This window comes from Micromonospora sp. NPDC005161, from assembly GCF_053599855.1.
In genome coordinates, this window is record NZ_JBSFYQ010000001.1 from 377,836 (window position 1) to 400,838 (window position 23,003).

Consider the following 23,003-nt stretch of genomic DNA (forward strand, 5'->3'; position numbering starts at 1 on the left):
TCCCGCGCTCGCCACCGACGGCCTGCCGGTTCAACCCAGCCCGAGCGCGCCACCGAGCCGGTCCAGGAACCGCCGGTCGGCCGGGCTGGCCGACCGGTCGGCCGAGGGCTCGCCGGGGGCGGGCACCGCCCGGCAGACCCGGGCCGCGACCGACTGCACCCACTGGCGGTACGCGGCCGAGTCGGCGGGGTCGGCGCGCCGGTGCAGGACCCGGACCGCCGCCCGGCAGGCGGCCAGCAGGTCCACCAGATCGGTGAGCCGTTCGGTCGGGGGCTGGGTGCCGTCGTGGCGGGCGTAGATCGCGGCGACCACCGCGCGGACCAGATCGCTGTCGAACGCCCGGCCGGCGGCGACCGCGTCCAGGCCGGCCAGGCCCGCCATGACCCCGCGCGCGGGCCGGCCGGGGCCCGGGGCGGCGGCGGCCACGAGGACCCGACCGGGCAGGCTGGTGAGCAGGTCCCACTCGGCGGCGGAGTAGACGGCGGTGGTCAAGGGTGCGGCTCGGCGACCGGCAGAGGGCGGCTCTCCGGCAACGGAGTGGCTCATCGGAACCTCCGGCGCCAGCATATGCCTCGAAACGGGAAAAGGGCCCCTTCCCCATCAGAACCTGATGTGGGAAGGAGCCCGACGCCGGCGCGGGTAGCCCGCCGCGGTGCTCAGCGCGGCTCCGGGAAGCTGGGCCGCTCCGGGTCCACTCCCTCGGGGACGTTGCTGGCCGCGTACTCCCGCTTGGGGACCATGACCTTGCGGCGGAAGACGCAGACCATGGTGCCGTCCTGGTTGTAGCCGCGGGTCTCCACCGACACCACGCCCCGGTCGGGCTTGGACCCGGACTCCCGCTTGTCCAGCACGGTGGTCTCGCCGTAGATGGTGTCGCCGTGGAAGGTGGGGGCCACATGCCGTAGCGACTCGACCTCCAGGTTGGCGATCGCCTTGCCGCTGACGTCCGGCACCGACATGCCGAGCAGCAGCGAGTAGATGTAGTTGCCGACCACGACGTTGCGCTTGAACTGGCTGGCCGTCTCGGCGTAGTGCGCGTCCATGTGCAGCGGGTGGTGGTTCATGGTGAGCAGGCAGAAGAGGTGGTCGTCGTACTCGGTGACGGTCTTGCCCGGCCAGTGCCGGTAGACCGCGCCGACCTCGAACTCCTCGTAGTAACGGCCGAACTGCATCCTGGTCCCCTTCGACGGGCGGCGATGGAGTTCGGCACAGCATGCCTTACCGGTGGTTAAGGTGACCCTCGGGGCGCGACCCCGGCGGAAAAGTCACACCGGTCGCTCGCTCGGGGGGAGACGCAATGAGCGGCGGGGCCCTCCCCGGCACCCGCCGCCCACGCTCTGATGCGGAGAATTCTGCCCTACGGCAGCGTAGGTTCAACAGAGACCGGCGTCACATTTACTCTTTTGTAACACTACTCTCCGTGGTTGAGCGCAGGGTGATCGGCGATCTCTGCAGGCCCGATACCTGCTTGTCAAGGGGCAAGTTACCGATTCGTAGCGCTCGATCGAGTGGATCTCCCTGGAAACGCTCCCATCACGTCCGGTCACGCAAGTGCGTCATGCACTTGCGTTCCGCAGATCGGAACGCACAGACGTGGGTCGATAACCCTCAGTGCCCGCAGGCAGCCCGCAGCACGTTTCGTGCCCCACCGCCCGGGAATTCGATACGGTCAGCCCTGGTTCTACGGGACGTAGACAAACCGCGGTGATCGGAGAGTGCAATGGCAACCGTTGAGCTGACCTCGACGAACTTCGACGAGGTGACCGGCAACGACGGAATCGTCCTGGTCGACTTCTGGGCCGACTGGTGTGGTCCGTGCAAGCGGTTCGCCCCGGTCTACGAGCGCTCCTCGGAGAAGCACCAGAACATCGTCTTCGGCAAGGTCGACACCGAGGCCCAGCAGGAGCTGGGCGCCAAGTTCGACATCCGGTCGATCCCGACGATCATGGCGATCCGCGACGGCGTCATCGTCTTCGCCCAGCCGGGCGCGCTGCCGGAGTCCGCGCTGGAGAACCTGATCGAGCAGGTCGAGGCACTGGACATGGACGACGTCCGTAAGCAGCTGGCCGAGCACAACCACTGAGCCGCCGTCCCCGCGACGGCACGCGAGGCCGGGCCCGGTACGGGCCCGGCCTTCGTCGTACCCGGAAGCGCGCACATGATCACCTGCCCGGGCAGGCGGAACTGACCGCCGGTGGGAACCAACGCGGTCGGTAGATCCCGTATCGTCACGACCCGATGGAGAACCTGACCACCCGCGGGCGCGTGACCCGGCTGGGCGCGACCGCACTCGGTCTCGTCCTGCTGCTGGCCGGCACCTTCTGGGGCAGCGACGACGACTTCCCGTTCGGCCCGTTCCGGATGTACTCCACCTCGAATCCGCCGAACGCGCCCGCCCCCGACACGCGAGTCGAGGGGGTGAACGGCTCCGGGGCCGTGATCGACCTCGACCAGGACGCGACCGGCATCCGCCGCGCCGAGATCGAGGGTCAGCAGGCCCGATACGCCGCCGACCCGACGCTGCTCACCGAGGTCGCCGACGCGTACGCCGAACGCCACCCGGACGCCGCCGAGCTGATCGAGGTCCGCATCGTCATCCGCTGGCACGGCATCCGCGCCGGCCGGCCGACCGGCCAGCACACCGATGAGACCGTGGTCCGCTGGCAGGCCCCCCGATGAGCCGCTGGCTGACCGAAGCGGTACCGCGAGGCCGCATCGCCGCGTTCCGGACCCTGATCTACCTCTTCGTCGCCGCCGACCTGGTCGTCTTCACGCCCTGGGTACGGACCAGGGCCAGCGTGCCCGGCGAGCTCTACCAGCCGCTGCTGGTCGGCCGGCTCCTCCCGCTACCCACCCCGACCCCGGCACTGGTGGCGGTGATCTTCTGGGTGCTGCTGCTGCTCGCCCTGCTCGCCGCGACCGGACGGGCGCCCCGGCTGCTCGGCTGGTCGGTGTGCGCACTGTACCTGTTGTGGATGATCATCGCGATGAGCTACGGAAAGGTCGACCACGACCGGTTCGGGCTGCTCGTCGCGCTGGCCGTACTGCCCACCGCCGGCCGCGCCCGGCACGGCGACACCACCCGCACCGAGGCCGGCGGCTGGGCGCTGCGGGTCACCCAGATCGCGGTGATCTGCACGTACTTCCTGGCCGCCTGGGCCAAGCTGCGCTTCGGCGGACTGGACTGGCTGACCGGCTCGGTGCTCGCGCGGGCCATCATCCGGCGCGGCACCGACCTGGCGGACCTCATCGCCCAGGTGCCGCACCTGCTGATCGTCGCCCAGTTCGGCATCGTGGCCTTCGAGCTGTTCAGCCCGGTGGTCTTCCTGCTGCCGGCCCGCTGGCGGTCGGCCATGGTCGGCTTCTTCTACTCGTTCCACGTGGTGACCTTCGCGACCATCACCATCTCGTTCGCACCGCACCTGGCGGCGATGACCAGCTTCCTGCCGCTGGAGCGGGTCCGCCCGCTGGTCTGGGCCCGCCGGCTCGTCGGCCGCCCCACGGCCGAGCCGACGAGCGACGCGGTCCAGGACCCGCCGGAGCCGAGCGCGGCGCCGGCCCTGGAGGGCGCCGAGCCGGCGCCGCTGGGCGGTCAGCCGCCGGTGGTCGGGCGACCGGTCGGGCCGTAGAGCCGCTCCCGGGCCTCCTGCGGAAGGGCACACGCCGCCGTGCCACCCGGCAGCCGGTGCCGGTTGCGCGCCACCCAGCGGTACGCCGGCCAGGCCGCGGCGCGCGCCGGCGGGAAGCGCAGCCCGGCGCCGGCGACCCGCCAGACCGGGCCGCTCGCAGCGAGCAGCTTCGCGATGGCGTCCGGGCCGGCGGCGCGTGAGCCGTCGGCGCCGACCCACTGCACGGCCTCCTCGCACTCGTCGGCGGTGAGGCCGAGCGCGTCCAGGTCGGCGAACTGCCAGGGCACCACCCGCGCGGCGGTGGGGATGCGGCGTTCGATGAACTCGGCGCACCGGGTGCAGAACGCGCAGTCCCCGTCGTAGACGAAGGTCGACGTCTTCATGCTGTCCATCCTCCCCTCCGTCACCGCCCGACCGGGCACCGGTGTCCGGCGGGTCACTTGCGCTTCCCTCGTACACGTGTTCGAATAGTGGCCATGCGCTGGGACAACCTCACCGCTCCCCCGGTTGAGGGAGACCCCGAGCGGGCAGCGCCAGCGACGCCACCCCTGCCGCTGGCGCTGCCCGGCGCCGTCGCCCGCACCTTCGACACCCCGGAGTTCGCCGGGATGACCTTCTACGAGGTGCAGGCCAAGTCCATCCTCAACCGGGTTCCCGGGCAGTCCCGGGTCCCCTTCGAGTGGACCATCAACCCGTACCGGGGCTGCTCGCATGCGTGTGTGTACTGCGTCTCGGGGGACACCCCAGTCTTGATGGCGGACGGGCGCACCAAGCCGATCAGAGAATTGGAGCCGGGCGACCGTATCTACGGCACGGAGCGACGCGGCGCCTACCGCCGATACGTCGTCACCACCGTGCTCGACAAGTGGTCCACCGTGAAACCGGCTTACCGGGTCACCCTGGAGGACGGCACGACGCTCATCGCCAGCGGGGACCACCGCTTCCTGACGGAGCGAGGTTGGAAACACATCACCGGCGACATGGTCGGCACCGACCAACGCCCCTACCTCACCACCAACAATCGCCTGATCGGCACTGGCGCGTTCGAGACAACTCCGAAGGCCTCTCACGACTACCGTCGCGGCTATATCTGCGGCATGGTGCGTGGCGACGGAACCATAGGCACCTACGCCACAGGCAAGAGCTGGAGTCACCAGTTCCGCTTGGCGCTCGCGGACAGCGAGGCACTCGATCGTACCGAGCAGTTCTTGAGGGAAACGGGCGTCGAGACAAGCCGCTCCTCGTTCGGTCGGGCCATGCCTGACCGGCGGAAGATGGAGGCCGTCCGCGCTTCGGGTAAGCAGAAGGTCGATGCCATCAGGGAGATGATCCGATGGCCGAAGCATCCGACTTTTGAGTGGCAGCGAGGGTTCCTCGCTGGCATCTTCGATGCCGAGGGCAGTTGCAGCCAGGGCATCCTGAGGATCGCCAACTGCGATGATCAGATTCTCAGCTACACGACGGAAGCACTGCGCGCCTTCGGATTCACCAGTGTTCTGGAGGACCGCCGGCGGACCAACCGACTGCGTTACGTACGGCTGACCGGGGGTCTCCCGGCGCGGTTGCGCTTCTTCCATTTGACCGACCCGGCCATCACTCGCAAGCGGTCGATTGACGGTGCCGCGCTGAAGTGCCGGGCCGCACTCCGGGTTGTCGGCATCCAGGCGCTCGGGCTGGAACTGCCGCTGTGGGACATCACCACCGGCACCGGGGACTTCATCGCCAACGGGGTGGTCAGCCACAACTGCTTCGCCCGGAATACGCACACCTACCTCGACCTGGACGCCGGGGCGGACTTCGACCGGAAGGTGATCGTCAAGGTCAACGCCGGTGAGCTGGTCCGGCGGGAGCTGGCCGCGCCGAAATGGCGGGGCGCACACGTCGCGATGGGCACCAACGTGGACTGCTACCAGCGCGCCGAGGGCCGATACCGGCTGATGCCGCAGATCATCGCCGCCTTGCGAGACTTCGCCAACCCGTTCTCGATCCTGACCAAGGGCACGCTGATCCTGCGGGACCTGCCACTGCTGTGCGAGGCCGCCGAGGTGACCAGGGTGGGCATCTCATACTCGGTGGGCTTCGTCGACGAGCAGCTCTGGCGTTCCGTCGAGCCGGGCACGCCGCACCCGCGCCGGCGGCTGGACGCGGTCCGGGCGCTCGCCGACGCCGGTTTCTCCGTCGGGGTGCTGATGGCCCCGATCCTGCCCGGGCTGAGCGACACCGACGAGTCGATCGACGCCACCGTGTCGGCGATCGCCGCCGCCGGGGCGACCAGCGTGACCCCGCTGGCGCTGCACCTGCGCCCCGGCGCCCGGGAGTGGTACGCCCACTGGCTCGCCCGCGAGTATCCGCACCTCGTGCCCCGCTACCGCGAGCTCTACCGGGCCGGCTCCTACGCCCCGCAGGCGTACCAGCGGGAGCTGACCGCGCGGGTGCGGATCGCGGCCCGCCGGCACGGGCTGCACCGCGCCGAGCAGGGCGACAACCGCGGCCTGCCCGAACCACCACCACCGCCGGCCGCTGAGCAGCTCACCCTGCTCTAGCCCGAGGGCAGCGCTACAGTCGGCGGGTGCGTACCGCTCAGCAGATCCTCGCCGACTCCGCCGTGATCGCCGTCGTGGGCGCGTCCCGCGACCCGGACAAGGCCGCGCACAGTGTGCCGTTGCAGATGCAGCGGCACGGCTGGCGGATCATTCCGGTCAATCCGAGCGTCGAGGAGCTCTTCGGGGAGCGGGCTTACCCCACGCTGGCCGACATCCCGCACCCGGTCGACCTGGTGAACGTGTTCCGGCCGGCAGCTGACGCCGTGCAGGTGGTCCGGGACGCGGCGGCGATCGGCGCACCGGCAGTCTGGTTGCAGCTGGGCATCGTCTCCGCCGAGGCGCGGCGGATCGCCGAGGCCGCTGGGATGGACTACGTCGAGGACCGCTGCCTCGCCGTCGAGCGCGCCGTCGGCGCCCTCACCCGCCTCGGCTAAACCGCTCCCGCACGCTGCGGCCGGATTCATCACGCTCACGACCGCCCGCCGTCTGCTTCCCTGACTGCGGCCGGGCGGAGGTCAGAGCTTGTATTCCTTGAGCAGGCCGCGGGAGATGATGGTCTTCTGGATCTCGGAGGTGCCCTCGCCGATGAGCAGGAACGGGGCCTCCCGCATCAGCCGCTCGATCTCGTACTCCTTGGAGTAGCCGTAGCCGCCGTGGATGCGGAACGCCTCCTGGACGACCTCGGCGCAGTATTCCGAGGCGAGCAACTTGGCCATCCCGGCCTCGACGTCGTTGCGCTGGCCGGCGTCCTTGAGCCGGGCGGCGTTGACCATGAGGGCGTGCGCGGCCTCGATCTTCGTGCCCATCTCGGCGAGCTTGAAGGCGATGGCCTGGTGCTTGGCGAGCGGCTGACCGAAGGTCTTGCGCTGCTGCGCGTAGCTGACCGCCAACTCGAAGGCCCGGATGGAGATGCCGCAGGCGCGGGCGGCGACGTTCACCCGGCCCACCTCGATGCCGTCCATCATCTGGTAGAAGCCCCGGCCCACCTTGTCGGCGCCGCCGAGGATCGCCGAGTCGGGCACGGTCACCCCGTCGAGCACCATCTCGGTGGTCTCGACGCCCTTGTAGCCCATCTTGTCGATCTTGCCGGGGATGGTGAGGCCGGGTGCGGTCTCGCCGAAGCCCGGCTCCTTCTCCAGCAGGAAGGTGCTCATGTTTCCGTACACCGACTCGGCGCCGGTGTCGGTCTTGACCAGGGTGGCCACCACGGAGGAGTACGCCCCGTTGGTGAGCCACATCTTCTGACCGTTGAGCACGTAGCGGTCGCCGTCGCGGACGGCCCGGGACTTGATGGCCGAGACGTCGGAGCCGGTCTCCGGCTCCGACATCGAGAACGCGCCGCGTACCTCGCCGGTGGCCATCCTCGGCAGCAGCCGGGCCTTCTGCTCGGCGGAGCCGTGCTGGGAGATGAGGTACGCCACGATGAAGTGGGTGTTGACGATGCCGGAGATCGACATCCAGCCTCGGGACAGCTGTTCCACCACCAGCGCGTAGGTGAGCAGCGACTCGCCGAGGCCGCCGTACTCCTCGTCGATGGTGAGGCCGAACAGCCCCATCTCGCGCATCCCGTCGAGGATGTCGGTCGGGTATTCGTCGGCGTGCTCCAGCCGCTGAGCGTGCGGGATGATCTCCTTGTCGGCGAACTCCCGGACGGTCTCCAGGATCGACCGCTGCACATCGGTCAGGCCGGGTGTCTGGGCGAGTCGAGCCATCTCAGCCTCCGGGGATCAGCGCACTACTCATGGGTAACTGAACGCTGGGTCAGTATCGGCCTCCGGAGCCGGCGAGGCCAAGGTGACCAGTCCACACAACCGCTGTGAAAAGGTTCACCGCTGCGGGTAGCGTCCGGCAAGAGGGACTTTTCCGGCACCGGCAGGAGGAGGACAGCCGTGAGCTACCCGCCGCCGTCGGGACCGCCCGGGGACGAGCAGCCGCCGTCACCCTACGAGCCACCCCCGGACCAGTCGCCCTACGCGCCTCCGCCGGCGGGCCAGACGCCGTACGCGCCGCCGCCGGACCAGTCGGCCTTCGGGCCGCCGGAGCGCTCGCCGTACGGGCCACCGGCGGACGACCCCTCGCCGTACCAGCAGCAGGGACCGCACCAGCCGGCGCACTGGGCGCAGCAGCCGCCGTACCCTCCGCAGGGCCCCTACGGGCAGTACGGCCCTCCGTCGTCCGGACCGGGTCGGGGCACCAACGTGCTGGCGATCCTGTCGCTGGTGTTCGCCTTCGTGTTCCCCCCGGCCGGCGCTGTCCTCGGCCACGTGGCCAAGCGGCAGATCCGCACCAGCGGCGAGGAGGGCGGCCAGCTCGCCACCTGGGGATTGGTCCTCGGCTACGCCTTCACCGGGCTCACCCTGCTGGCCTGCTGTGGTTGGCTGGCGCTGGTCCTCATCGGCAACACCGGCGACAGCGGCGGCTACTGACCGGCAGCCCGGACCCGTCCCCTGTGGACGTGCCCGGTCAACGGAACCGGGCCTCGCGGACGCTGTTACCGCCGTCCACCACCAGCATCTGACCGGTGATGTACGAGGCGGCCGGCGAGCAGAGGAAGCTGATCGCGGCGGCGACCTCGTCCGGAGTGCCCGGTCGACCGACCGGGGTGCCCAGCCCCTGCTTGATCTCCGCCATCGTGGACGCCGCGGTGTAGATGGTGCCGGGGGCCACCGCGTTCACGGTCACCCCGTCGGCGATCATCTCCATGGCCAGCGCCCGGGTCAGCCCGACCACTCCGGCCTTCGCCGCGGCGTACGCGGCCTCGGTGGGCAGAGCGTTGACCGGGCCGGCCGTGGCGGCCAGGTTGACGATCCGACCCCAGCCCCGCTCGGCCATCCCACCGATGAACGCCCGACTGCACAGGAACGCGGTGGACAGGTTGCGGTCGATCTCGCCGCGCCACTCGTCGTAGGTCAGCTGCGCGACCGGCCGCAGCACACCCTGGCTGGCCCGACTGGCCAGGCCGGCGTTGTTGACCAGCACCTCGACGTCACCCAACTGCTCGGCGACCGCGTCGGCCAGCGCGCCGACCTCGGACTCGTCGGTCAGGTCCGCCACGAAGCCGGTCACCCCCAGTTCGGTGGCCCGCTCGTGGATGCGCCGGGTGGTGGAGACAATGGCCACCCGGGCGCCCAGGTCGGCGAGTCGGCGGGCGGTGGCGTACCCGATGCCGTCCGGGCTGCCCGCTCCGGTCACCAGGGCGACCCGCCCGTCGAGTCGCATGGTCACCGGGTCGGCGAGCGCGACCGGCTCGTCCGCGCCGGTGGCACCGGCCGGTGTGGCCGCACGACCGCGCCGGCCGGCGCCGGGGCGGCTGACGTCCCGTCTCGGTCGACTGCCGGAACGATCGGCGGCGCGCGCATCCATTGCCATGCCAGGATCCTGCCCGGTCGGACGGGCCCGAGCAACGCGGCACCCGGGAGCGGGGGCATCCGGTTTGGTCGCCGCTGGCTACCCTGACGGCGCACCCGACCTGACGGAGAATCGCATGACCTATCCCCACGCACCCGGCGGCTGGACCGATCCCACCGGCCAACAGTCGAGCCCTCCGCTGGATCCGACCCTTGTGGCCGGTCAGCCGGTTCCCGCCCAGCCCAACCCGGCGGACCCGTACGCGCCGGTCGACCCGTACGCCGGTGGGCAGCTTCCCCCGGGCCAGCCCATGCCCGGCTACGCCCCGCCCGGCTATCCGCCGCAGTACGCCGGCTACGGCTACCCGGTGCCACAGAAGATCAACGGGATGGCGATCGCGGCGCTCGTTCTGGCCCTGCTCGGCTTGACGTCCTGCATCACCGCACCGGTCGGCGCGATCCTCGGTCACGTGGCCCAGAAGCAGATCCGGCTGACCGGCGAGGGCGGCGAGGGGATGGCGAAGGCCGCGATCATCGTCGGCTGGATCCTCACCGGGTTGCTGGTGCTGCTGATCGCCTTCTACGTCGTCATGATCATCATCGCCATCGCGACGAGCGCCGGCAGCGACAGCTACTGACCGGCGAACGGGTCGGCACAGCGCCGGTTGTCGGGCCGTGACGACAGCCGCCGGCTGTCGTCGCGGCCCGGCACGGTCACTCCGAGGGCGGGGTGAACGACGACGTACGGCTCATCCCGGCGGCCCGGCCCTTGGCGACGACCACCAGTGCCATCTTGCGGGACGCCTCGTCGATCATCTCGTCGCCGAGCATCACCGCGCCGAGCTTGCCGCCGGCCTCCGAGGTGTAGTGCTGGTACGCGTCGAGGATCAGCTCGGCGTGGTCGTAGTCGGCCTGCGCCGGCTGGTAGACCTCGTTGGCGGCGTCGATCTGGCCCGGGTGCAGCACCCACTTGCCGTCGAAGCCCAGCGCCGCCGAACGCTTGGCCACCTCGCGGAACGCGTCCACGTCCCGGATCTGCAGGAACGGGCCGTCGATGGCCTGCTTGTCGTGCATCCGGGCGGCCATCAGGATCCGCATGAGGATGTAGTGGTACGGGTCGCCCGGGTAGTCCGGGATCAGCGCGCCGACCACCAGCGACTTCATGTTGATCGAGGCCATGAAGTCGGCCGGGCCGAAGATGATGGTCTCCACCCGGGGCGAGGCGGCGGCGATGGCGTCCACGTTGACCAGGCCGGCGGCGTTCTCGACCTGCGCCTCGATGCCGATCCGGCCGACCTCCAGGCCGAGCGTCTTCTCGATCTGGGTGAGCAGCAGGTCCAGCCAGTGCACCTGCTCGGCGGTCTGCACCTTCGGCAGCATGACGCAGTCCAGGTTGGCGCCGGCACCCTCGACGACCTCGATGACGTCCCGGTAGGTCCACGGGGTGGTCAGGTCGTTGACCCGGACCACGCGCGTCTTGCCGGCCCAGTCACCCTCGTTGAGCGCGGCCACGATGTTCTTCCGCGCATCCGGCTTGGCCAGCGGGGCCACGGCGTCCTCCAGGTCGAGGAAGACCTGGTCGGCCGGGAGCCCCTGCGCCTTGCCGAGCATCTTGACGCTGGAACCCGGTACGGCGAGGCAGGACCGGCGGGGACGACCGACTGCGGCCATGGATGCGCTCCTTCCAGCGTCCGGCGGGCACGCCGACGCCACCTGACGACAGATCCGAGAAACTTAACGATCCCAAAGGGCGTGGTGACGCCACGGTAACCTCGCGCCATGACCGGGGTGAATGGACCTGTGGAAGATCTCACTGGGCGTCGACTGGTGGTGGTGACCGGCGCCAGCTCCGGCATCGGGCTGGCCGCCGCCGTGGACCTGGCGTGCCGCGGCGATCAGGTGGTGCTGGTCGGGCGGGACCCGGCCCGGTTGCAGGCCGCGGCGGAACGGGTACGGGAGACGTCGGGCGAGCGTCCGGAGTTGTTCCGGGCCGACTTCGCGGTGCTGGACGACGTGCGCCGGCTCGCCGGGCGGCTGCGCGACGCGTACGGCCGGATCGACGTGCTGGCCAACAACGCCGGTGCCATCGCACTTCAGCCGCTCACGACCGTCGACGGCTTCGAACTGTCGATCCAGGCCAACCACCTGGCGCCGTTCCTGCTGACCAACCTGCTCGCCGACCGGATCGGCCGGATCGTGGTCACCGCCTCCGGCGCGCACCGCTTCGGCACGCTGGAGCCGGACGACCTGAACAGGCCGCTGGGCCGCTACCGGCCGATGGGCGCGTACGGCACGAGCAAACAGGCGAACATCCTGTTCACCGCCGAGGCTGCCCGCCGCTGGCCGGGCATTGCGGCACACAGCTTCCACCCGGGGGTGGTGCGGACCCGGTTCGCCAACGACAGCCGGCTGGTCGCCCTCGGCATGCGGCTCCTGCCGTTCCGCAGCCCCGAGAAGGGTGCCGAGACCCTGGTCTGGCTGGCCAATCAGGACCGGTCCCGGCTGATCGACGGCGGCTACTACCACGACCGGCGGCCGCGCCGGCCGTACCGCAAGGCCGCCGACCCGCAGCTCGCCGCCCGGCTCTGGGCGGCCAGCGCCAAGGCCGTCGGCATCGCGGACTAGCGTGGCCACCGTGCTGACGCTTGTCGCGCTCGTCGAGTTCCCCGTCGGGGCCGAGGCCGCCGGAAAGCGCTACGAGGACGCCGTGCTGGCGCTGCTCGGCCGGCACGGTGGCCACCTGGAACGGCGACTGCGCGGCATCGACGAGCGGGCCGAGGTGCACGTCATCCGGTTCGACGCGCGCGCCGGATACGAGTCGTTCCTCGTCGACCCGGAGCGGTCCGCGCTGCGCGTCGCACTCGGCGGGTCCGCGCCGACCACGCGCGTGATCGAGGTGTACGAGGCGTAGGGCGTGTCTCAGATGCGCCGGGCGAGCCGCCGACCCCGCCAGCGCCGCAGCAGCGACAGCACCGGCAGGCCCACCACGAGCGCCAGGATGAACCCCATGGCGAGCAGCCAGAACGGCAGTGGCCCGTAGTCGGGTCGGCCGGTTTCGCGTACCGCGCCGTCGATCGCCAGGTCGGCGGCGACCGTCAGCTCGGTGATGCCCTCCGGGGTGCGGAAGAGCACCTCCGGCGCCGGTGCGCCCCGGCGCAGCACCACGAGTTCCACCCGATCCGTGCCCGGCTCGTGATACGGACCCCAGGCGATGTCGTGGTCCTCCGGCCGGTCCACCGCCTCCGGGCCGGGCACACCGACCAGCGCGACCGCCTCGTCCGCCGAGCGCCAGCCGAGCAGTTGGACGAACGTACGGGAGCGCAGCGGCGGGAACGGCGCCCCGGCCCGCGGTGCGTCGTCGACGGTGGACCGGACGGCCAGCGTCCAGGTACGCGGGTAGCCGGGCACCGGGCAGTCGGTACAGGTGGACCGGTCCAGGACCGCCACCGCACGCCCGTCCGGCAGCCAGGACCCGGCCCCGCCGAGCCGCCCGCCGTGCAGCGGCAGTTTCCGGTACGGCTCGGCGACGCCGTCCGCGTTGGCGTCGGCGACCCGGGCGAGCCAGACCTCGTCCCGGACCTGGAGGGCCAGTTCACCGCTGTCCGGGGAGAGCGCCGCCGTGCGTCCCGGCGGAATCCAGGCGGTGCCCACCGGGACCCGCAGGACGTCCTTCCCGCGCTCCCGGTCGTAGACCCCGACGTACGGGGTGGTGTAGGTGTTCGGCGGGGTGAAGGCGGCGTCGTCGTCGGCGTAGACGAGTCGCTCGCCATCCGGCGCGAACGCGAGCGGGTAGCCGTCCGTCCGGTCCGGGGTGAACCGCCCGGATGTCAGGTCGAGCAGGGACGCGCCGATCCAGGCGTACCGGCCGTCCGGGGACAGCAGCGCGTCGAAGCCCGGGGTGAGCTGCCCGGCGTCCAGTACCCGGTACCGGTCGGCGTCGGCTGCCAGCACGCCCATCCGGGTCTCGAACCAGTCGGTGCGCACGGCCGGGCCGCCGAAGAGCATCGCGGCCGCGCCGGGTGCCGAGTCCCGCACCGAGGCGGTGCGCAGCGGCGGGTCGACGATTCGGGTGGGCAGGCCAGGGGCATCGGAGTGTGGGGCGGCGGGCGACGGCAGGGCCACCGGGTGCAGCGCGTACCCGGTGCCGAGGAGCAGGACCAGCACGGCCAGCGCGCCGGCGGCGACGGCCCGGCGACGCCGGTGCCGGGTCCGCGCGGAGTCGAAGAGCCCAGCCGGTACGCGCGCGGGCGGAACGTCGTCGGCGAGGCGACGCAGCGCCTCGCTGAGCCGGGCGGTCATCGAGCCACCTCCTGCGGGTTACGGCCAACCAGCTCGGCCAGCTCGGGGGCGAGGACGCGCAGCCGCCCGAGGGCGTGCCGGGTCTGGCTCTTCACGGTGCCGACCCGGCAGCCCAGCAGCACGGCCGTCTCGGTCTCGGTGTGGTCCTCGTAGTAGCGCAGGACCAGGACCGCGCGCTGCCGAACGGTCAGCCGGGCCAACGCCGCTTGGAGCACCAGCCGCAGGTCCGTGTCGTCGCCCGGACCGGCCCGCTCCGGCAGCGCTCCGCCCAACCGCTCCGGCGGGCGGGCCCGGCGCCACCGCCACCAGTTCGCCGCCTGCGTGTAGAGCACCCGGCGCAGGTAGGCGGCCGGGTCGTCGAGCCGTTCCCAACGCACCGCGACCCGGGCCAGCGCCACCTGCACCAGGTCCTCGGCGTGGTGCCGGTCGCTGGTCAGCAGGTACGCGAACCGGGTCAGCCCGGCGGTCTCGGCCCGTACGAAATCGGCGAAGCCGTCCCGGGTGCGGTCCTCAGTCGTCAAACGGATCGCCCTCCTCATCCGGGCAGACGCCGGGCGGGCCCGCCCCGGAGGGAACCGCCATCCACGTTCCTCAGGTCGTCCCGGATTTCGCCCGGGCCGGGCGGGCGGTCAGTCTGTCAACGGGGCGGCGTCGGCGGGGAGCGGGGTGGGCGGCGCGGCGCGGCGGCCGGCTCGGGCGCCGCCGAGCACCACCACCGCCACCCCGACCAGCAGCAGCGCCATTCCCAACAGCGCGTACGGGCGGGGCAGCTGCCCCAGCCAGACCCAACCGAGCAGCGCCGCGCCGGGCACCTCCAGCAGGATCAGCACGCTGACCGTGGTCGCCGGAATCCGGCGCAGGGCGTAGTTGAACATCGAATGGCCGAGCAGTTGCGCGCCGGCCACCAGGGCCAGGATGGCCAGCCAGGTACGCCCGTCGAAGCCGGTCATCCGGACCCCGCCGAGCAGGCAGACCACCAGCAGGATCAGCGCGCAGATCCCGTAGCAGATGGTGGTGTACGTGGTGGTGCTGATGCTGGCCCGGGCCCGCTCACCGAAGGCGGTGTAGACGGCGGCGAACAGGCCACCGGTCAACGCGAGCAGGTCTCCGAGGACGGCCCGCCCGGAGATGCCCACGTCCGCGCCGGTGGCGATCACCGCGCCGCCGACCGCCACCGCGATGCCGATCCAGACCACCGGGGGCAGCCCGCGGCCCTGGGCACGGGCGATCAGCCCCTGCCAGACCGGCTGGGTGGCGACCAGGGCGGTGGCCGTGGCGACCGAGGTGAGCTGCGCGCTCGGCATCCAGGTCGCGAAGTGCGCGGCGAGCGCGACCCCGGAGAGCACGCAGTACAGCCCCTCCCGCCGGCCCGCCCGACCGGCCAGCGCACGGAACTCGGCGCGACGCCGGGCCAGCGAGAACGGGCTCAGCACGGCCACCGCGAGCAGGTTGCGCCAGAACGCGATGGCCAGCGCGGGAGCGGCGGCGTAGGCGATCAGCGGCGCGGACGACGACACGGCGACCACGGCCAGGCCGACCGCGCCGGTGGTCAGCGGATCCGGGGGCGGGCGGTGTGAGGAAGGGGGCACGGGAAGCAATCCTCACACGCTCGCGGATAACACAGAACATCAGCACTCCGTTACGATCACGCGGGTCCGCGCCGGCGACCCTCGACCGCCCGGAGGCGCTCCCCCATGCCCAGCTACCAGGCGGTGCTGTTCGACTTCTTCGGCACCCTGACCCGTCCGGTCCAGCGCGGCGCCGCCCACCTCGGCACCGCCGAGCTGCTCGGATGCCACACCGACACGTTGACCGAGGTGCTGGACCGCACCTACTACGAGCGGGCCACCGGCGGGCTCGGCAACGCGGAGGCCACGCTGCGGTGGGTCTGCGCCCAGGCCGGCGTACACCCTAGCGACCATGCGGTGCGCGCGGCCGTGGCGTCCCGGCACCGCGCGGTCCGCGCGGACACCCGGCTGCGGGCCGACGCGGTGCCCGTGCTGGCGGCGCTGCGCCAGCGCGGCCTGTGCACCGGCGTGATCAGCGACTGTACGCACGAGCTGCCGGCCTTCCTGCCACAGCTCGCGGTCGCCCCGCTGCTCGACGTGCGGGTCTTCTCGGTGCAGGTCGGACGGTGCAAACCGGATCCGGCCCTCTACCTGACCGCCTGCCGGCGACTCGGGCTCGCGCCGCGCGACTGCCTGTACGTCGGCGACGGCGGCAGCCAGGAGCTGACCGGCGCGGAGCGGGCCGGGATGACCGCGGTCCGGCTCGCCGCGCCCGACCTCGCCGAGCACATGGTCTTCAACGCCGACCGGGACTGGCGCGGCCCGACACTCAGCACATTGCGCGACGTGCTCGACCTCGTCGACGCCGAGGTCATCGGCGTGGCGTTCGGCTGACCGCACCGCGGCGGCGGGTCAGCGGCGGCGGACCCGGTGCAGGCGGAACGGCTTGCGGGTGGCCCGGACCGCCGGGGTCTCCCGGGGCGGTTCGGCCTGCGCGTCGGCCGGCAGGTCGGCGCCGGCCAGCGGGTCACCGGCCGGGGCGAGCCGGTTCACCGCGCAGCCCTCGGCGGCCCACCGGGCCACCAGGTCGGCGGTCGGGCCGGACGCGTTCAGCCGCTTACCCGCCACCAGCGGCGCGGTGGTGTCCCATGCCTCGGTGCCCGGTCGCAGCCGGGTCACCCGGGCCGGCCAGGTGACGATCCGGCCGCCGTGGTCACCGCGCAGGGTGACCTGCGCCTCGGCCGCGTCGGCCAGCCCCGGTGCGGCCTGCTCACCCGGCCCGCTGACCACGAACAGCGCGCCCTCCAGCGGGGCGCACCAGAGTGCGAGCGCCGGCCCACCGGCCACGCTGACCCACGCCACCGCAGCCTTCTTCATCGCCTCGTCGACCAGTGGCGTGCCACGGGGGGCATCCTCGTCCGTCACACCCGCATTGTCCCGCATGAGGACCTCCGCCGGTCAGCCCACGAAGGGCGGCACGGCGATCTCGCCCCGGGCCACCGGCATCACCTGGCCGGCGACCGTCGCGCCGACCACCACGCCGTTCTCCGCGGTGACCGTGCAGGCCAGCGCGGACGGACGGTTCATCTCCACACCCTGGCGCACGGCGTATCGGGACATCCCTTCGCCGGGCAGCAGGCCGCTGGCCACGAGCCAGACACCGAGACCGAGCGCCGCCGAGCCGGTCGCCGGGTCCTCCGGTACGCCGAGGCCGGGAACGAAGACCCGGGCGTGCGCGGTTTGGGTGGTCGGGTCCCAGGAGAAGACGCTGACGTGCGCCACCCCGTACCGCTCCGCCGCCGCCGGGTTCAGCCGTGCCCGGGCCACCGACTCCGGCCGCACCGGCAGGTACGGAAACTCCAGCCCGCAGCCGGCGACCCGTGGGGGCGGCCCGACGTGGTCGTCCGGGACCAGCCCGGCGATCTCCAGCAGCGGCTCCGGGTCCAGCTCGGGGCCGAGGGTCGGGCTTCCACCGGTGAGGGTCGCCCCGGACGCGGTCACCTCGATCGGCAGCACGCCGGCGCCGCACTCCTGCATGACCTGCCCCACACCGAACATCCCGCGCCGGCTCGCGGTGACCGCCGCACCGACGCTGGGGTGGCCGGCGAACGGCAACTCCTCCACCGGGGTGAAGATCCGGGCCCGGTATGTGGCGCCGACCTGGGTCGGGGCCAGCACGAACACCGTCTCGGAAAGGTTGAACTCCAGCGCGAGCGCCTGCATCTGCTCCGCGGCCAGCGCCTCCGCGCCGAACACCACGGCCAGCGGGTTGCCGGCGAAAGGGCGGTCGGTGAAGACGTCCACGATCTCGTAGGACAAGGTCGACATGTTGATAAACACTAGGCGCTTAGGCTGGTGCCCGTGAGCACGCCGACCCGGGTCTACATAGCCCGCCTCGCCGGAGTCGCCGTCTTCGATCCGAACGGCGACCAGGTGGGCCGGGTTCGTGACGCGGTGGCCCGGCTGCGGGCGACCAAACGTCCCCCGGAGGTCGTGGGCCTGGTCGCTGAGATGCCGATGCGCCGGCGGATCTTCCTGTCCATCAACCGGATCACGTCCATCGACGCCGACGCGGTCGTGCTCGGCTCCGGCACCCTCAACCTGCGGCGCTTCGAGAAACGCCCGAACGAACTGCTGGTGCTCCAGGAACTGCTGGACCGGCGGGTGCAGCTCGAACCGGCCGGCCAGCCCGGCGCGGTGGTGGACGTCGCCATGGAATGCTCCCGGGGTGGCGAGTGGTCGCTCACCCGGGTCGCGGTCCGCGAGCACACCGGCCGGCTCACCCGCCGCGGCCACCTGCACCAGGTGGAGTGGGACCGGGTGCGCGGGCTCAGCGGCATCGCCGACAACCGGGGTACGGCGAATCTGCTCGCCGTACTGGAGGACATGCGCCCGGCCGACCTGGCCAACGCCTTGCAGGACCTGCCCGACGCGCGGCGCAACGAGGTCGCGGCGGCACTGGACGACGAGCGGCTGGCCGACGTGCTCAGCGAGTTGCCGGAGCACGACCAGGTGGAGATCCTCGCCGCGCTGGACCGGGAACGGGCCGCGGACGTGCTGGAGGAGATGGACCCGGACGACGCGGCGGACCTGCTCAACGAGCTGCCTCCGCCGGAGCAGGACGTGCTGCTGGACCTGATGGAGCCGGACGAGGCCGACCCGGTGCGCCAGCTCCTCAAGTACACGCCGGGCACGGCGGGCAGCGTGATGACCTCGGAGCCGGTCATCCTGCCGCCGGACGCCACCGTCGCCGAGGCGCTCGCCCGGATCCGGGAGCCCCAGCTCTCCCCCGCGGTCGCCGCGCAGGTCTTCGTGACCCGGGCCCCACAGAACACCCCGACCGGCCGGTACCTGGGCATGGTGCACTTCCAGGCGTTGCTGCGCGAACCCCCGGCCGACCTGCTGGGCAAGGTCGTGGTCAACGACATCGACCCGCTACGCCCCACCACCCCGCTCCCGGAGATCACCCGCCGGATGGCCACCTACGACCTGGTCGCCATGCCGGTGATCGACCGGAACAACCGGCTGGTCGGCGCCGTGACGGTGGACGACGTGCTGGACCATTCACTGCCCCGGGACTGGCGGGACCGGGACGCCCTGGGCGCCCTGAACTCCCCGGAACCGGCGCCGGATGGCGCGGATGGCTGACCAGCGGCGGGCTGAACGGCTCGATCAGCCACGCGAGCCCCGGGGGATCAAGCTGCCCCGGTTCGACGCGGAGGCGTTCGGCCGGTGGTCCGAGGGCATCGCGCGCGGCATGGGCACCGCCAACTTCATCGTCGTCATGACGGTGGTGATCGCGATCTGGTTCGGCTGGAACACCCTGGCCCCGGCCGATCTGCGCTTCGACCCGTACACCTTCACGTTCCTGACCCTGGTGCTGTCGTTGCAAGCCAGCTATGCGGCGCCGTTGATCCTGCTGGCGCAGAACCGGCAGGCCGACCGGGACCGGGTGGCGCTGGAGGAGGACCGGCGGCGGGCCACCGCGCAGAAGGCGGACACCGAGTACCTGGCCCGGGAGATCGCCGCGCTGCGCATCGCGCTGGGCGAGGTGGCGACCCGGGACTTCCTGCGCTCGGAGCTGGCCCGGCTGGCCGAGGAGCTGGACGAGGCGGGGCAGCGCCGGCAACGGTTGGAGCGCCGCCAGCAGGAGAAGGACAGCCGGCAGGAGAGGCGTGGCCAGCGGCCGACCGACGGTGCCGGGCTGGACGAACCCCGCGACGATCTGGACGGCGACTTCGCCCGCGAAGCCCGGCCGGACGCCACCGGGCCCCGCCCGCAGGACGGCTGACCGGAGGGTTCGAGCGGGCCATCGATTCGCTCACACCGTTCCCGGCCAGCGGCCGGAGCGGATGCCCCGCGACGTAGCATTGCGGGCATGTCAGCACCCGTCAGCACCGTCGAGGACGCGATCCAGGCCGCCCTGGCCACCGTCAACGACCCGGAGATCCGCCGGCCGATCACCGAGCTGGGCATGGTCCGCTCCGCCGCGATCGACACCAGCGGCGTCGTACGGGTCGAGTTGCTGCTCACCGTCGCCGGTTGCCCGCTCAAGGACAAGCTGCGCACGGACATCACCGCCGCGGTCGCCGCGGTGCCCGGGGTGACCGGCGTGGAGATCGACTTTGGTGTGATGAGCCCCGAGCAGCGGCAGTCGTTGCAGTCGCAGCTGCGCGGCGGAGGTGCCAGCGAGGAGCCGGTCATCCCGTTCGCCCAGCCCGGCTCGCGGACGCGGGTGTATGCGGTGGCCAGCGGCAAGGGTGGCGTCGGCAAGTCCAGCGTGACGGTCAACCTGGCGGCGGCGCTGGCCGCCCGCGGGCTCTCGGTGGGTGTGGTCGACGCGGACATCTACGGCCACTCGGTGCCCCGGATGTTGGGCGCGGACGGCCGGCCGACCCGCGTCGAGGACATGATCATGCCGCCGCAGTCGCACGGCGTGAAGGTGATCTCGATCGGCATGTTCACCGCCGGCAACGCCGCGGTGGTGTGGCGCGGCCCGATGCTGCACCGGGCGTTGCAGCAGTTCCTGGCCGACGTCTACTGGGGCGACCTGGACGTGCTCCTGCTCGACCTGCCCCCGGGCACCGGCGACGTGGCCATCTCGCTGGCCCAACTGCTGCCCAACTCGGAGATCCTGGTGGTCACCACCCCGCAGGCCGCCGCCGCTGAGGTGGCGGAGCGGGCCGGTGCGATCGCCCTGCAGACCCATCAGCGGGTCGTCGGCGTCATCGAGAACATGTCCTGGCTGGAGCTGCCGGACGGCTCCCGGATGGAGATCTTCGGTGCCGGCGGCGGTGCGGCGGTCGCCGAGTCGCTGAGCCGGACCATCGGCGCGCAGGTGCCGCTGCTCGGGCAGATCCCGCTGGACACCCGCGTCCGCGAGGCCGGTGACGCCGGTAACCCGATCGTGCTGGCCGAGCCGGAGTCGCCGGCCGCGCAGGCGCTCGGCACGATCGCGGACCGGCTCGCGCTGCGCCGTGAGTCGCTGCTCGGCAAGCCGCTCGGCCTCAAGCCCGCCGGGCGCTGAGCGCCCGGTCCGTCGTTAACCCGCCGGCCGTCCGGCCGGCGGGTGCGGGCCGGGCAGGTGGCGGGCCGGTCTGGTGACGGGCCGGTCAGGTGGCGTCGTCGTAGCTGGCTCGGGGAGCCGGCGCCGACGGGGTGCCGGTGGCCGTGCCGGACCGGGTCCCCTTCGTCCGCGGGTCCGCGGCGTTGGCCACGTCCTTCAGCTCGTTGTGCACGCCGCCGACATCCGCGCGCAGGTTGTCGTATACGCCCTGCAACGGCTTGCGGATCGCCGCCTCGTCCTCCTCGCTGAGGAGGTGCTTGCGGATGAAGGCCTTCGGGTGCAGATCCTCGAGCTGAATGTCGGTGCCCAGCTCACGACTCAGGTCGCCGGTGGCGTTGCGGGCCATGTTGCGAAGGTTGCGCACCATCCGCAGGCCGTCGGTGATCACGGCGGGCAGCCGGTCACCGAAGATCAGCAGTGCCAGGAGCAGCAGCGCACCGATCTCCCACCAATTCAGGTTGTCGAGCATCCCGCGGGCCTCCTCTCGGCGTCAGCAGCAAGACTACGCACGTCGGACGGCTTTCGGGCAGGGGGTGACCCGCTGTTCACTTGGCATCCGCGGCGAGGGTGACCGAGGTGTTCTGCCGGTCGGCGCCGCGCCGGAACTCGACGGTCACCACCGAGCCGGGCGCGAACTTGCGGACCAGCGCGATCAGGTCTGTCGGCTCGGTCATCGGCCGGCCGTTGAGCTTCAGGATCACGTCGCCGACCCGCAGCCCGGCGCCGGCCGCCGGACCGGACGGCTCCACCGCGGCGAGCCGTACGCCGCCGCTGGCTCCCGCGCCCGGACCGCCGACCTGGGCGCCGATCACCGTACGCCGGGCCTTGCCGGTGCCGATGATGTCCTGGGTCACCCGTTTGGCCTGGTTGATCGGGATAGCGAAGGCGAGACCGATGTTGCCGGCCTCCTGACCCTCGGCGACCAGCGACTTGATGGTGGAGTTCACCCCGACCACCCGTCCGGCCCCATCGACGAGCGGGCCGCCCGAGTTGCCGTGGTTGACCGCCGCGTCGGTCTGGATCGCCGCGTAGTACCGCACCGGACCGCCCGGCTCGCCGGCCTGCATCGTCCGGTCCAGGGCGCTCACGATGCCGGCGGTGACCGTGTTGGCCAGCGAGAGCGGCGAGCCGATGGCGAGCACCGGGTCGCCGACCGCCAACGCGTCGGAGTCGCCGAACTCCACCGGCCGCAGCCCGGTCCGGCTCACCTTGATGACCGCGATGTCCGACTCCGGGTCCTGACCGACCACGGTCGCGGCCGCGGAGCTGCCGTCGTTGAAGATCACCGAGGCCTTTCCGCTGCCGCCGGCCACCACGTGGTCGTTGGTGATCACGTGCCCGTCGGCGCTGGCGATGAAGCCGGAGCCCTCACTCGTCCCGCCGAGACTGCTCACCCGCACGGTGACCACGCTGGGCAGGACCCGTTCGGCCACCCCGGCCAGCGACTCCGGCTTGCGCTGGGCCAACGCCGGCGGCTGCGCCGGCTCGGCGCCGAGCACCGTCCCGCCGGCCCCGCCACGTACGGCGAACGCGTAACCCAGCGCGCCGCCGAGGGTGCCGGCGAGCAGCGCGGTGATCACCGGGATGAGCAGCAAGTGGCGCAGCGTCGGCCGGCCCGGCGCATCGGGGTCGGTGACCGGCTCTGGCTCGGTGCCCGCCGCCACCACCCCGGGCACCATCACGGCGGCCGGCGCCGCCGGATCCCGCCACGGATCAGCGAGCGCGTCGGACCACCAGGGCGACGTGCCGGCGGCGCCGGGCCCACCCGGCGCCGCGGTCGACGCCGGCCAGGTGGTCGGCGGCGCGGTCGACGCCGGCCAGGTGGTCGGCGGCGCGCTGGATGCCGGTGGGCTCCCGGCCGTCGACGCCCCGTCGGCCGCGGGCACGCTGCCGGCCCCCGGCGCTACCGGCGACCCCGCCGACGGGGCCTCTGCCCCGGGCGGTCGTGCCGGAGCCGGAGTTTCACCGCCCCGGCGCCAGTCCCAGCCGTCGGTCACGTCGGTGCCTCCCAGTCCGTCCCCGGATCCCGCGCCGCGTCGTCCGGCCACCGACCGGCGCGGTCGCGGCTGACGGGATACCGCCTCCAGGATTGCACGGATGCGCGCGGTGGA

At 72.2% G+C, this 23,003-nt stretch carries 26 protein-coding genes; 13 read left to right on the top strand and 13 right to left on the bottom strand.

Annotated features, from left to right (window positions below; genetic code table 11):
- Nucleotides 1-30: 30 nt before the first annotated feature.
- Both ACWD5O_RS01800 and ACWD5O_RS01805 read right to left on the bottom strand, forming a co-directional pair.
- Entirely contained in the window at nucleotides 31-546 is a 516-nt protein-coding gene (locus tag ACWD5O_RS01800) for a hypothetical protein (RefSeq protein WP_449937334.1), read from the bottom strand.
- Nucleotides 547-656: 110 nt separating this feature from the next.
- Entirely contained in the window at nucleotides 657-1,172 is a 516-nt protein-coding gene (locus ACWD5O_RS01805) for a MaoC family dehydratase (protein ID WP_089017858.1), read from the bottom strand.
- Nucleotides 1,173-1,720: 548 nt separating this feature from the next.
- Between ACWD5O_RS01805 and trxA the strand changes: the two genes are divergently transcribed.
- The 3 genes from trxA (at nucleotide 1,721) to ACWD5O_RS01820 (ending at nucleotide 3,629) form a co-directional block, all read left to right on the top strand.
- Entirely contained in the window at nucleotides 1,721-2,083 is a 363-nt protein-coding gene (gene trxA / locus ACWD5O_RS01810; RefSeq protein ID WP_007455291.1) for a thioredoxin, read from the top strand.
- A 155-nt stretch (nucleotides 2,084-2,238) separates the two neighbouring features.
- Nucleotides 2,239-2,679, top strand: coding sequence for a hypothetical protein (locus tag ACWD5O_RS01815; RefSeq protein WP_450084318.1), 441 nt, complete (start codon nucleotides 2,239-2,241; stop codon nucleotides 2,677-2,679).
- A complete protein-coding gene (locus tag ACWD5O_RS01820; protein WP_450084319.1) occupies nucleotides 2,676-3,629 on the top strand; it encodes an MFS transporter permease in 954 nt (317 codons plus the stop codon). The genes ACWD5O_RS01815 and ACWD5O_RS01820 overlap by 4 nt, the downstream gene beginning before the upstream one ends.
- On the opposite strand, the gene ACWD5O_RS01825 is transcribed toward ACWD5O_RS01820, so the two are convergent.
- Complete coding sequence (locus ACWD5O_RS01825) at nucleotides 3,593-4,012, bottom strand: thiol-disulfide oxidoreductase DCC family protein (RefSeq protein WP_354964574.1); 420 nt, start codon at nucleotides 4,010-4,012, stop codon at nucleotides 3,593-3,595. The genes ACWD5O_RS01820 and ACWD5O_RS01825 overlap by 37 nt on opposite strands.
- A 93-nt stretch (nucleotides 4,013-4,105) precedes the next feature.
- On the opposite strand from ACWD5O_RS01825, the gene ACWD5O_RS01830 reads away from it, so the two are divergent.
- Together ACWD5O_RS01830 and ACWD5O_RS01835 are read left to right on the top strand one after the other, a co-directional pair.
- Entirely contained in the window at nucleotides 4,106-6,172 is a 2,067-nt protein-coding gene (locus ACWD5O_RS01830) for an intein-containing Rv2578c family radical SAM protein (RefSeq protein ID WP_450084320.1), read from the top strand.
- Nucleotides 6,173-6,198: 26 nt separating this feature from the next.
- Nucleotides 6,199-6,606 (top strand): CoA-binding protein, encoded by a 408-nt coding sequence (locus ACWD5O_RS01835; protein ID WP_450084321.1) that lies wholly within the window; start codon nucleotides 6,199-6,201, stop codon nucleotides 6,604-6,606.
- Nucleotides 6,607-6,687: 81 nt separating this feature from the next.
- Here the strand turns inward: ACWD5O_RS01835 and ACWD5O_RS01840 are convergent, their stop codons facing one another.
- The gene (locus ACWD5O_RS01840) at nucleotides 6,688-7,884 is read right to left on the bottom strand and encodes an acyl-CoA dehydrogenase family protein (protein WP_450084322.1); all 1,197 of its coding nucleotides are present in this window, start codon (nucleotides 7,882-7,884) and stop codon (nucleotides 6,688-6,690) included.
- Between the two features lie 177 nt (nucleotides 7,885-8,061).
- Here ACWD5O_RS01840 and ACWD5O_RS01845 point away from each other — a divergent pair, with 177 nt between their 5' ends.
- The gene (locus tag ACWD5O_RS01845; protein WP_450084323.1) at nucleotides 8,062-8,598 is read left to right on the top strand and encodes a DUF4190 domain-containing protein; all 537 of its coding nucleotides are present in this window, start codon (nucleotides 8,062-8,064) and stop codon (nucleotides 8,596-8,598) included.
- Nucleotides 8,599-8,635: 37 nt separating this feature from the next.
- On the opposite strand, the gene ACWD5O_RS01850 is transcribed toward ACWD5O_RS01845, so the two are convergent.
- On the bottom strand, nucleotides 8,636-9,541 hold the full coding sequence (locus ACWD5O_RS01850) for an SDR family NAD(P)-dependent oxidoreductase (protein WP_354964569.1): 906 nt from the start codon (nucleotides 9,539-9,541) through the stop codon (nucleotides 8,636-8,638).
- A 115-nt stretch (nucleotides 9,542-9,656) separates the two neighbouring features.
- On the opposite strand from ACWD5O_RS01850, the gene ACWD5O_RS01855 reads away from it, so the two are divergent.
- Nucleotides 9,657-10,157: a DUF4190 domain-containing protein gene (locus ACWD5O_RS01855; protein ID WP_354964568.1), complete on the top strand. Its 501-nt coding sequence runs from the start codon at nucleotides 9,657-9,659 to the stop codon at nucleotides 10,155-10,157.
- Nucleotides 10,158-10,233: 76 nt separating this feature from the next.
- On the opposite strand, the gene ACWD5O_RS01860 is transcribed toward ACWD5O_RS01855, so the two are convergent.
- Nucleotides 10,234-11,190: an HpcH/HpaI aldolase/citrate lyase family protein gene (locus ACWD5O_RS01860; protein ID WP_450084324.1), complete on the bottom strand. Its 957-nt coding sequence runs from the start codon at nucleotides 11,188-11,190 to the stop codon at nucleotides 10,234-10,236.
- Nucleotides 11,191-11,319: 129 nt separating this feature from the next.
- On the opposite strand from ACWD5O_RS01860, the gene ACWD5O_RS01865 reads away from it, so the two are divergent.
- Together ACWD5O_RS01865 and ACWD5O_RS01870 are read left to right on the top strand one after the other, a co-directional pair.
- Complete coding sequence (locus tag ACWD5O_RS01865; RefSeq protein WP_450084325.1) at nucleotides 11,320-12,144, top strand: SDR family NAD(P)-dependent oxidoreductase; 825 nt, start codon at nucleotides 11,320-11,322, stop codon at nucleotides 12,142-12,144.
- 10 nt (nucleotides 12,145-12,154) lie between these two features.
- On the top strand, nucleotides 12,155-12,430 hold the full coding sequence (locus ACWD5O_RS01870; RefSeq protein ID WP_450084326.1) for a hypothetical protein: 276 nt from the start codon (nucleotides 12,155-12,157) through the stop codon (nucleotides 12,428-12,430).
- Nucleotides 12,431-12,438: 8 nt separating this feature from the next.
- On the opposite strand, the gene ACWD5O_RS01875 is transcribed toward ACWD5O_RS01870, so the two are convergent.
- From ACWD5O_RS01875 to ACWD5O_RS01885, 3 genes are all read right to left on the bottom strand, one after another.
- Nucleotides 12,439-13,818, bottom strand: coding sequence for a hypothetical protein (locus ACWD5O_RS01875; protein WP_450084327.1), 1,380 nt, complete (start codon nucleotides 13,816-13,818; stop codon nucleotides 12,439-12,441).
- Nucleotides 13,815-14,339 (bottom strand): SigE family RNA polymerase sigma factor, encoded by a 525-nt coding sequence (locus ACWD5O_RS01880; RefSeq protein WP_450084328.1) that lies wholly within the window; start codon nucleotides 14,337-14,339, stop codon nucleotides 13,815-13,817. Before ACWD5O_RS01880 ends, ACWD5O_RS01875 begins: the two co-directional genes overlap by 4 nt.
- A 108-nt stretch (nucleotides 14,340-14,447) precedes the next feature.
- Nucleotides 14,448-15,407, bottom strand: coding sequence for a DMT family transporter (locus tag ACWD5O_RS01885; RefSeq protein ID WP_354964563.1), 960 nt, complete (start codon nucleotides 15,405-15,407; stop codon nucleotides 14,448-14,450).
- A gap of 105 nt (nucleotides 15,408-15,512) precedes the next feature.
- Here ACWD5O_RS01885 and ACWD5O_RS01890 point away from each other — a divergent pair, with 105 nt between their 5' ends.
- A complete protein-coding gene (locus ACWD5O_RS01890) occupies nucleotides 15,513-16,220 on the top strand; it encodes an HAD family hydrolase (protein WP_354964562.1) in 708 nt (235 codons plus the stop codon).
- An 18-nt stretch (nucleotides 16,221-16,238) separates the two neighbouring features.
- On the opposite strand, the gene ACWD5O_RS01895 is transcribed toward ACWD5O_RS01890, so the two are convergent.
- Entirely contained in the window at nucleotides 16,239-16,769 is a 531-nt protein-coding gene (locus tag ACWD5O_RS01895; RefSeq protein WP_450084329.1) for a hypothetical protein, read from the bottom strand.
- 15 nt (nucleotides 16,770-16,784) lie between these two features.
- Nucleotides 16,785-17,654: a PhzF family phenazine biosynthesis protein gene (locus ACWD5O_RS01900; protein ID WP_354964560.1), complete on the bottom strand. Its 870-nt coding sequence runs from the start codon at nucleotides 17,652-17,654 to the stop codon at nucleotides 16,785-16,787.
- A gap of 33 nt (nucleotides 17,655-17,687) precedes the next feature.
- Between ACWD5O_RS01900 and ACWD5O_RS01905 the strand changes: the two genes are divergently transcribed.
- The 3 genes from ACWD5O_RS01905 (at nucleotide 17,688) to ACWD5O_RS01915 (ending at nucleotide 20,853) form a co-directional block, all read left to right on the top strand.
- Nucleotides 17,688-18,974, top strand: a complete 1,287-nt coding sequence (locus ACWD5O_RS01905) for a magnesium transporter MgtE N-terminal domain-containing protein (RefSeq protein ID WP_354964559.1) — start codon at nucleotides 17,688-17,690, stop codon at nucleotides 18,972-18,974.
- Complete coding sequence (locus ACWD5O_RS01910; protein ID WP_450084330.1) at nucleotides 18,967-19,617, top strand: DUF1003 domain-containing protein; 651 nt, start codon at nucleotides 18,967-18,969, stop codon at nucleotides 19,615-19,617. The genes ACWD5O_RS01905 and ACWD5O_RS01910 overlap by 8 nt, the downstream gene beginning before the upstream one ends.
- 87 nt (nucleotides 19,618-19,704) lie before the next feature.
- Nucleotides 19,705-20,853, top strand: a complete 1,149-nt coding sequence (locus tag ACWD5O_RS01915) for an Mrp/NBP35 family ATP-binding protein (protein WP_354964557.1) — start codon at nucleotides 19,705-19,707, stop codon at nucleotides 20,851-20,853.
- Nucleotides 20,854-20,938: 85 nt separating this feature from the next.
- Here the strand turns inward: ACWD5O_RS01915 and ACWD5O_RS01920 are convergent, their stop codons facing one another.
- The gene (locus tag ACWD5O_RS01920; RefSeq protein ID WP_354964556.1) at nucleotides 20,939-21,361 is read right to left on the bottom strand and encodes a Sec-independent protein translocase family protein; all 423 of its coding nucleotides are present in this window, start codon (nucleotides 21,359-21,361) and stop codon (nucleotides 20,939-20,941) included.
- A 76-nt stretch (nucleotides 21,362-21,437) separates the two neighbouring features.
- On the bottom strand, nucleotides 21,438-22,904 hold the full coding sequence (locus ACWD5O_RS01925; protein ID WP_450084365.1) for a trypsin-like peptidase domain-containing protein: 1,467 nt from the start codon (nucleotides 22,902-22,904) through the stop codon (nucleotides 21,438-21,440).
- Between the last annotated feature and the right edge of the window lie 99 nt (nucleotides 22,905-23,003).

Coding starts and splice junctions, on each gene's coding strand:
- ACWD5O_RS01915 (WP_354964557.1), top strand. CDS start 19,705: ATGTCAGCACCCGTCAGCACCGTCGAGGACGCGATCCAGGCCGCCCTG.
- ACWD5O_RS01850 (WP_354964569.1), bottom strand. CDS start 9,541: ATGGCAATGGATGCGCGCGCCGCCGATCGTTCCGGCAGTCGACCGAGA.
- ACWD5O_RS01800 (WP_449937334.1), bottom strand. CDS start 546: ATGAGCCACTCCGTTGCCGGAGAGCCGCCCTCTGCCGGTCGCCGAGCC.
- ACWD5O_RS01820 (WP_450084319.1), top strand. CDS start 2,676: ATGAGCCGCTGGCTGACCGAAGCGGTACCGCGAGGCCGCATCGCCGCG.
- ACWD5O_RS01895 (WP_450084329.1), bottom strand. CDS start 16,769: ATGCGGGACAATGCGGGTGTGACGGACGAGGATGCCCCCCGTGGCACG.
- ACWD5O_RS01805 (WP_089017858.1), bottom strand. CDS start 1,172: ATGCAGTTCGGCCGTTACTACGAGGAGTTCGAGGTCGGCGCGGTCTAC.
- ACWD5O_RS01830 (WP_450084320.1), top strand. CDS start 4,106: ATGCGCTGGGACAACCTCACCGCTCCCCCGGTTGAGGGAGACCCCGAG.
- ACWD5O_RS01825 (WP_354964574.1), bottom strand. CDS start 4,012: ATGAAGACGTCGACCTTCGTCTACGACGGGGACTGCGCGTTCTGCACC.
- ACWD5O_RS01815 (WP_450084318.1), top strand. CDS start 2,239: ATGGAGAACCTGACCACCCGCGGGCGCGTGACCCGGCTGGGCGCGACC.
- ACWD5O_RS01875 (WP_450084327.1), bottom strand. CDS start 13,818: ATGACCGCCCGGCTCAGCGAGGCGCTGCGTCGCCTCGCCGACGACGTT.
- ACWD5O_RS01900 (WP_354964560.1), bottom strand. CDS start 17,654: ATGTCGACCTTGTCCTACGAGATCGTGGACGTCTTCACCGACCGCCCT.
- ACWD5O_RS01920 (WP_354964556.1), bottom strand. CDS start 21,361: ATGCTCGACAACCTGAATTGGTGGGAGATCGGTGCGCTGCTGCTCCTG.
- ACWD5O_RS01890 (WP_354964562.1), top strand. CDS start 15,513: ATGCCCAGCTACCAGGCGGTGCTGTTCGACTTCTTCGGCACCCTGACC.
- trxA (WP_007455291.1), top strand. CDS start 1,721: ATGGCAACCGTTGAGCTGACCTCGACGAACTTCGACGAGGTGACCGGC.
- ACWD5O_RS01855 (WP_354964568.1), top strand. CDS start 9,657: ATGACCTATCCCCACGCACCCGGCGGCTGGACCGATCCCACCGGCCAA.
- ACWD5O_RS01840 (WP_450084322.1), bottom strand. CDS start 7,884: ATGGCTCGACTCGCCCAGACACCCGGCCTGACCGATGTGCAGCGGTCG.
- ACWD5O_RS01910 (WP_450084330.1), top strand. CDS start 18,967: ATGGCTGACCAGCGGCGGGCTGAACGGCTCGATCAGCCACGCGAGCCC.
- ACWD5O_RS01860 (WP_450084324.1), bottom strand. CDS start 11,190: ATGGCCGCAGTCGGTCGTCCCCGCCGGTCCTGCCTCGCCGTACCGGGT.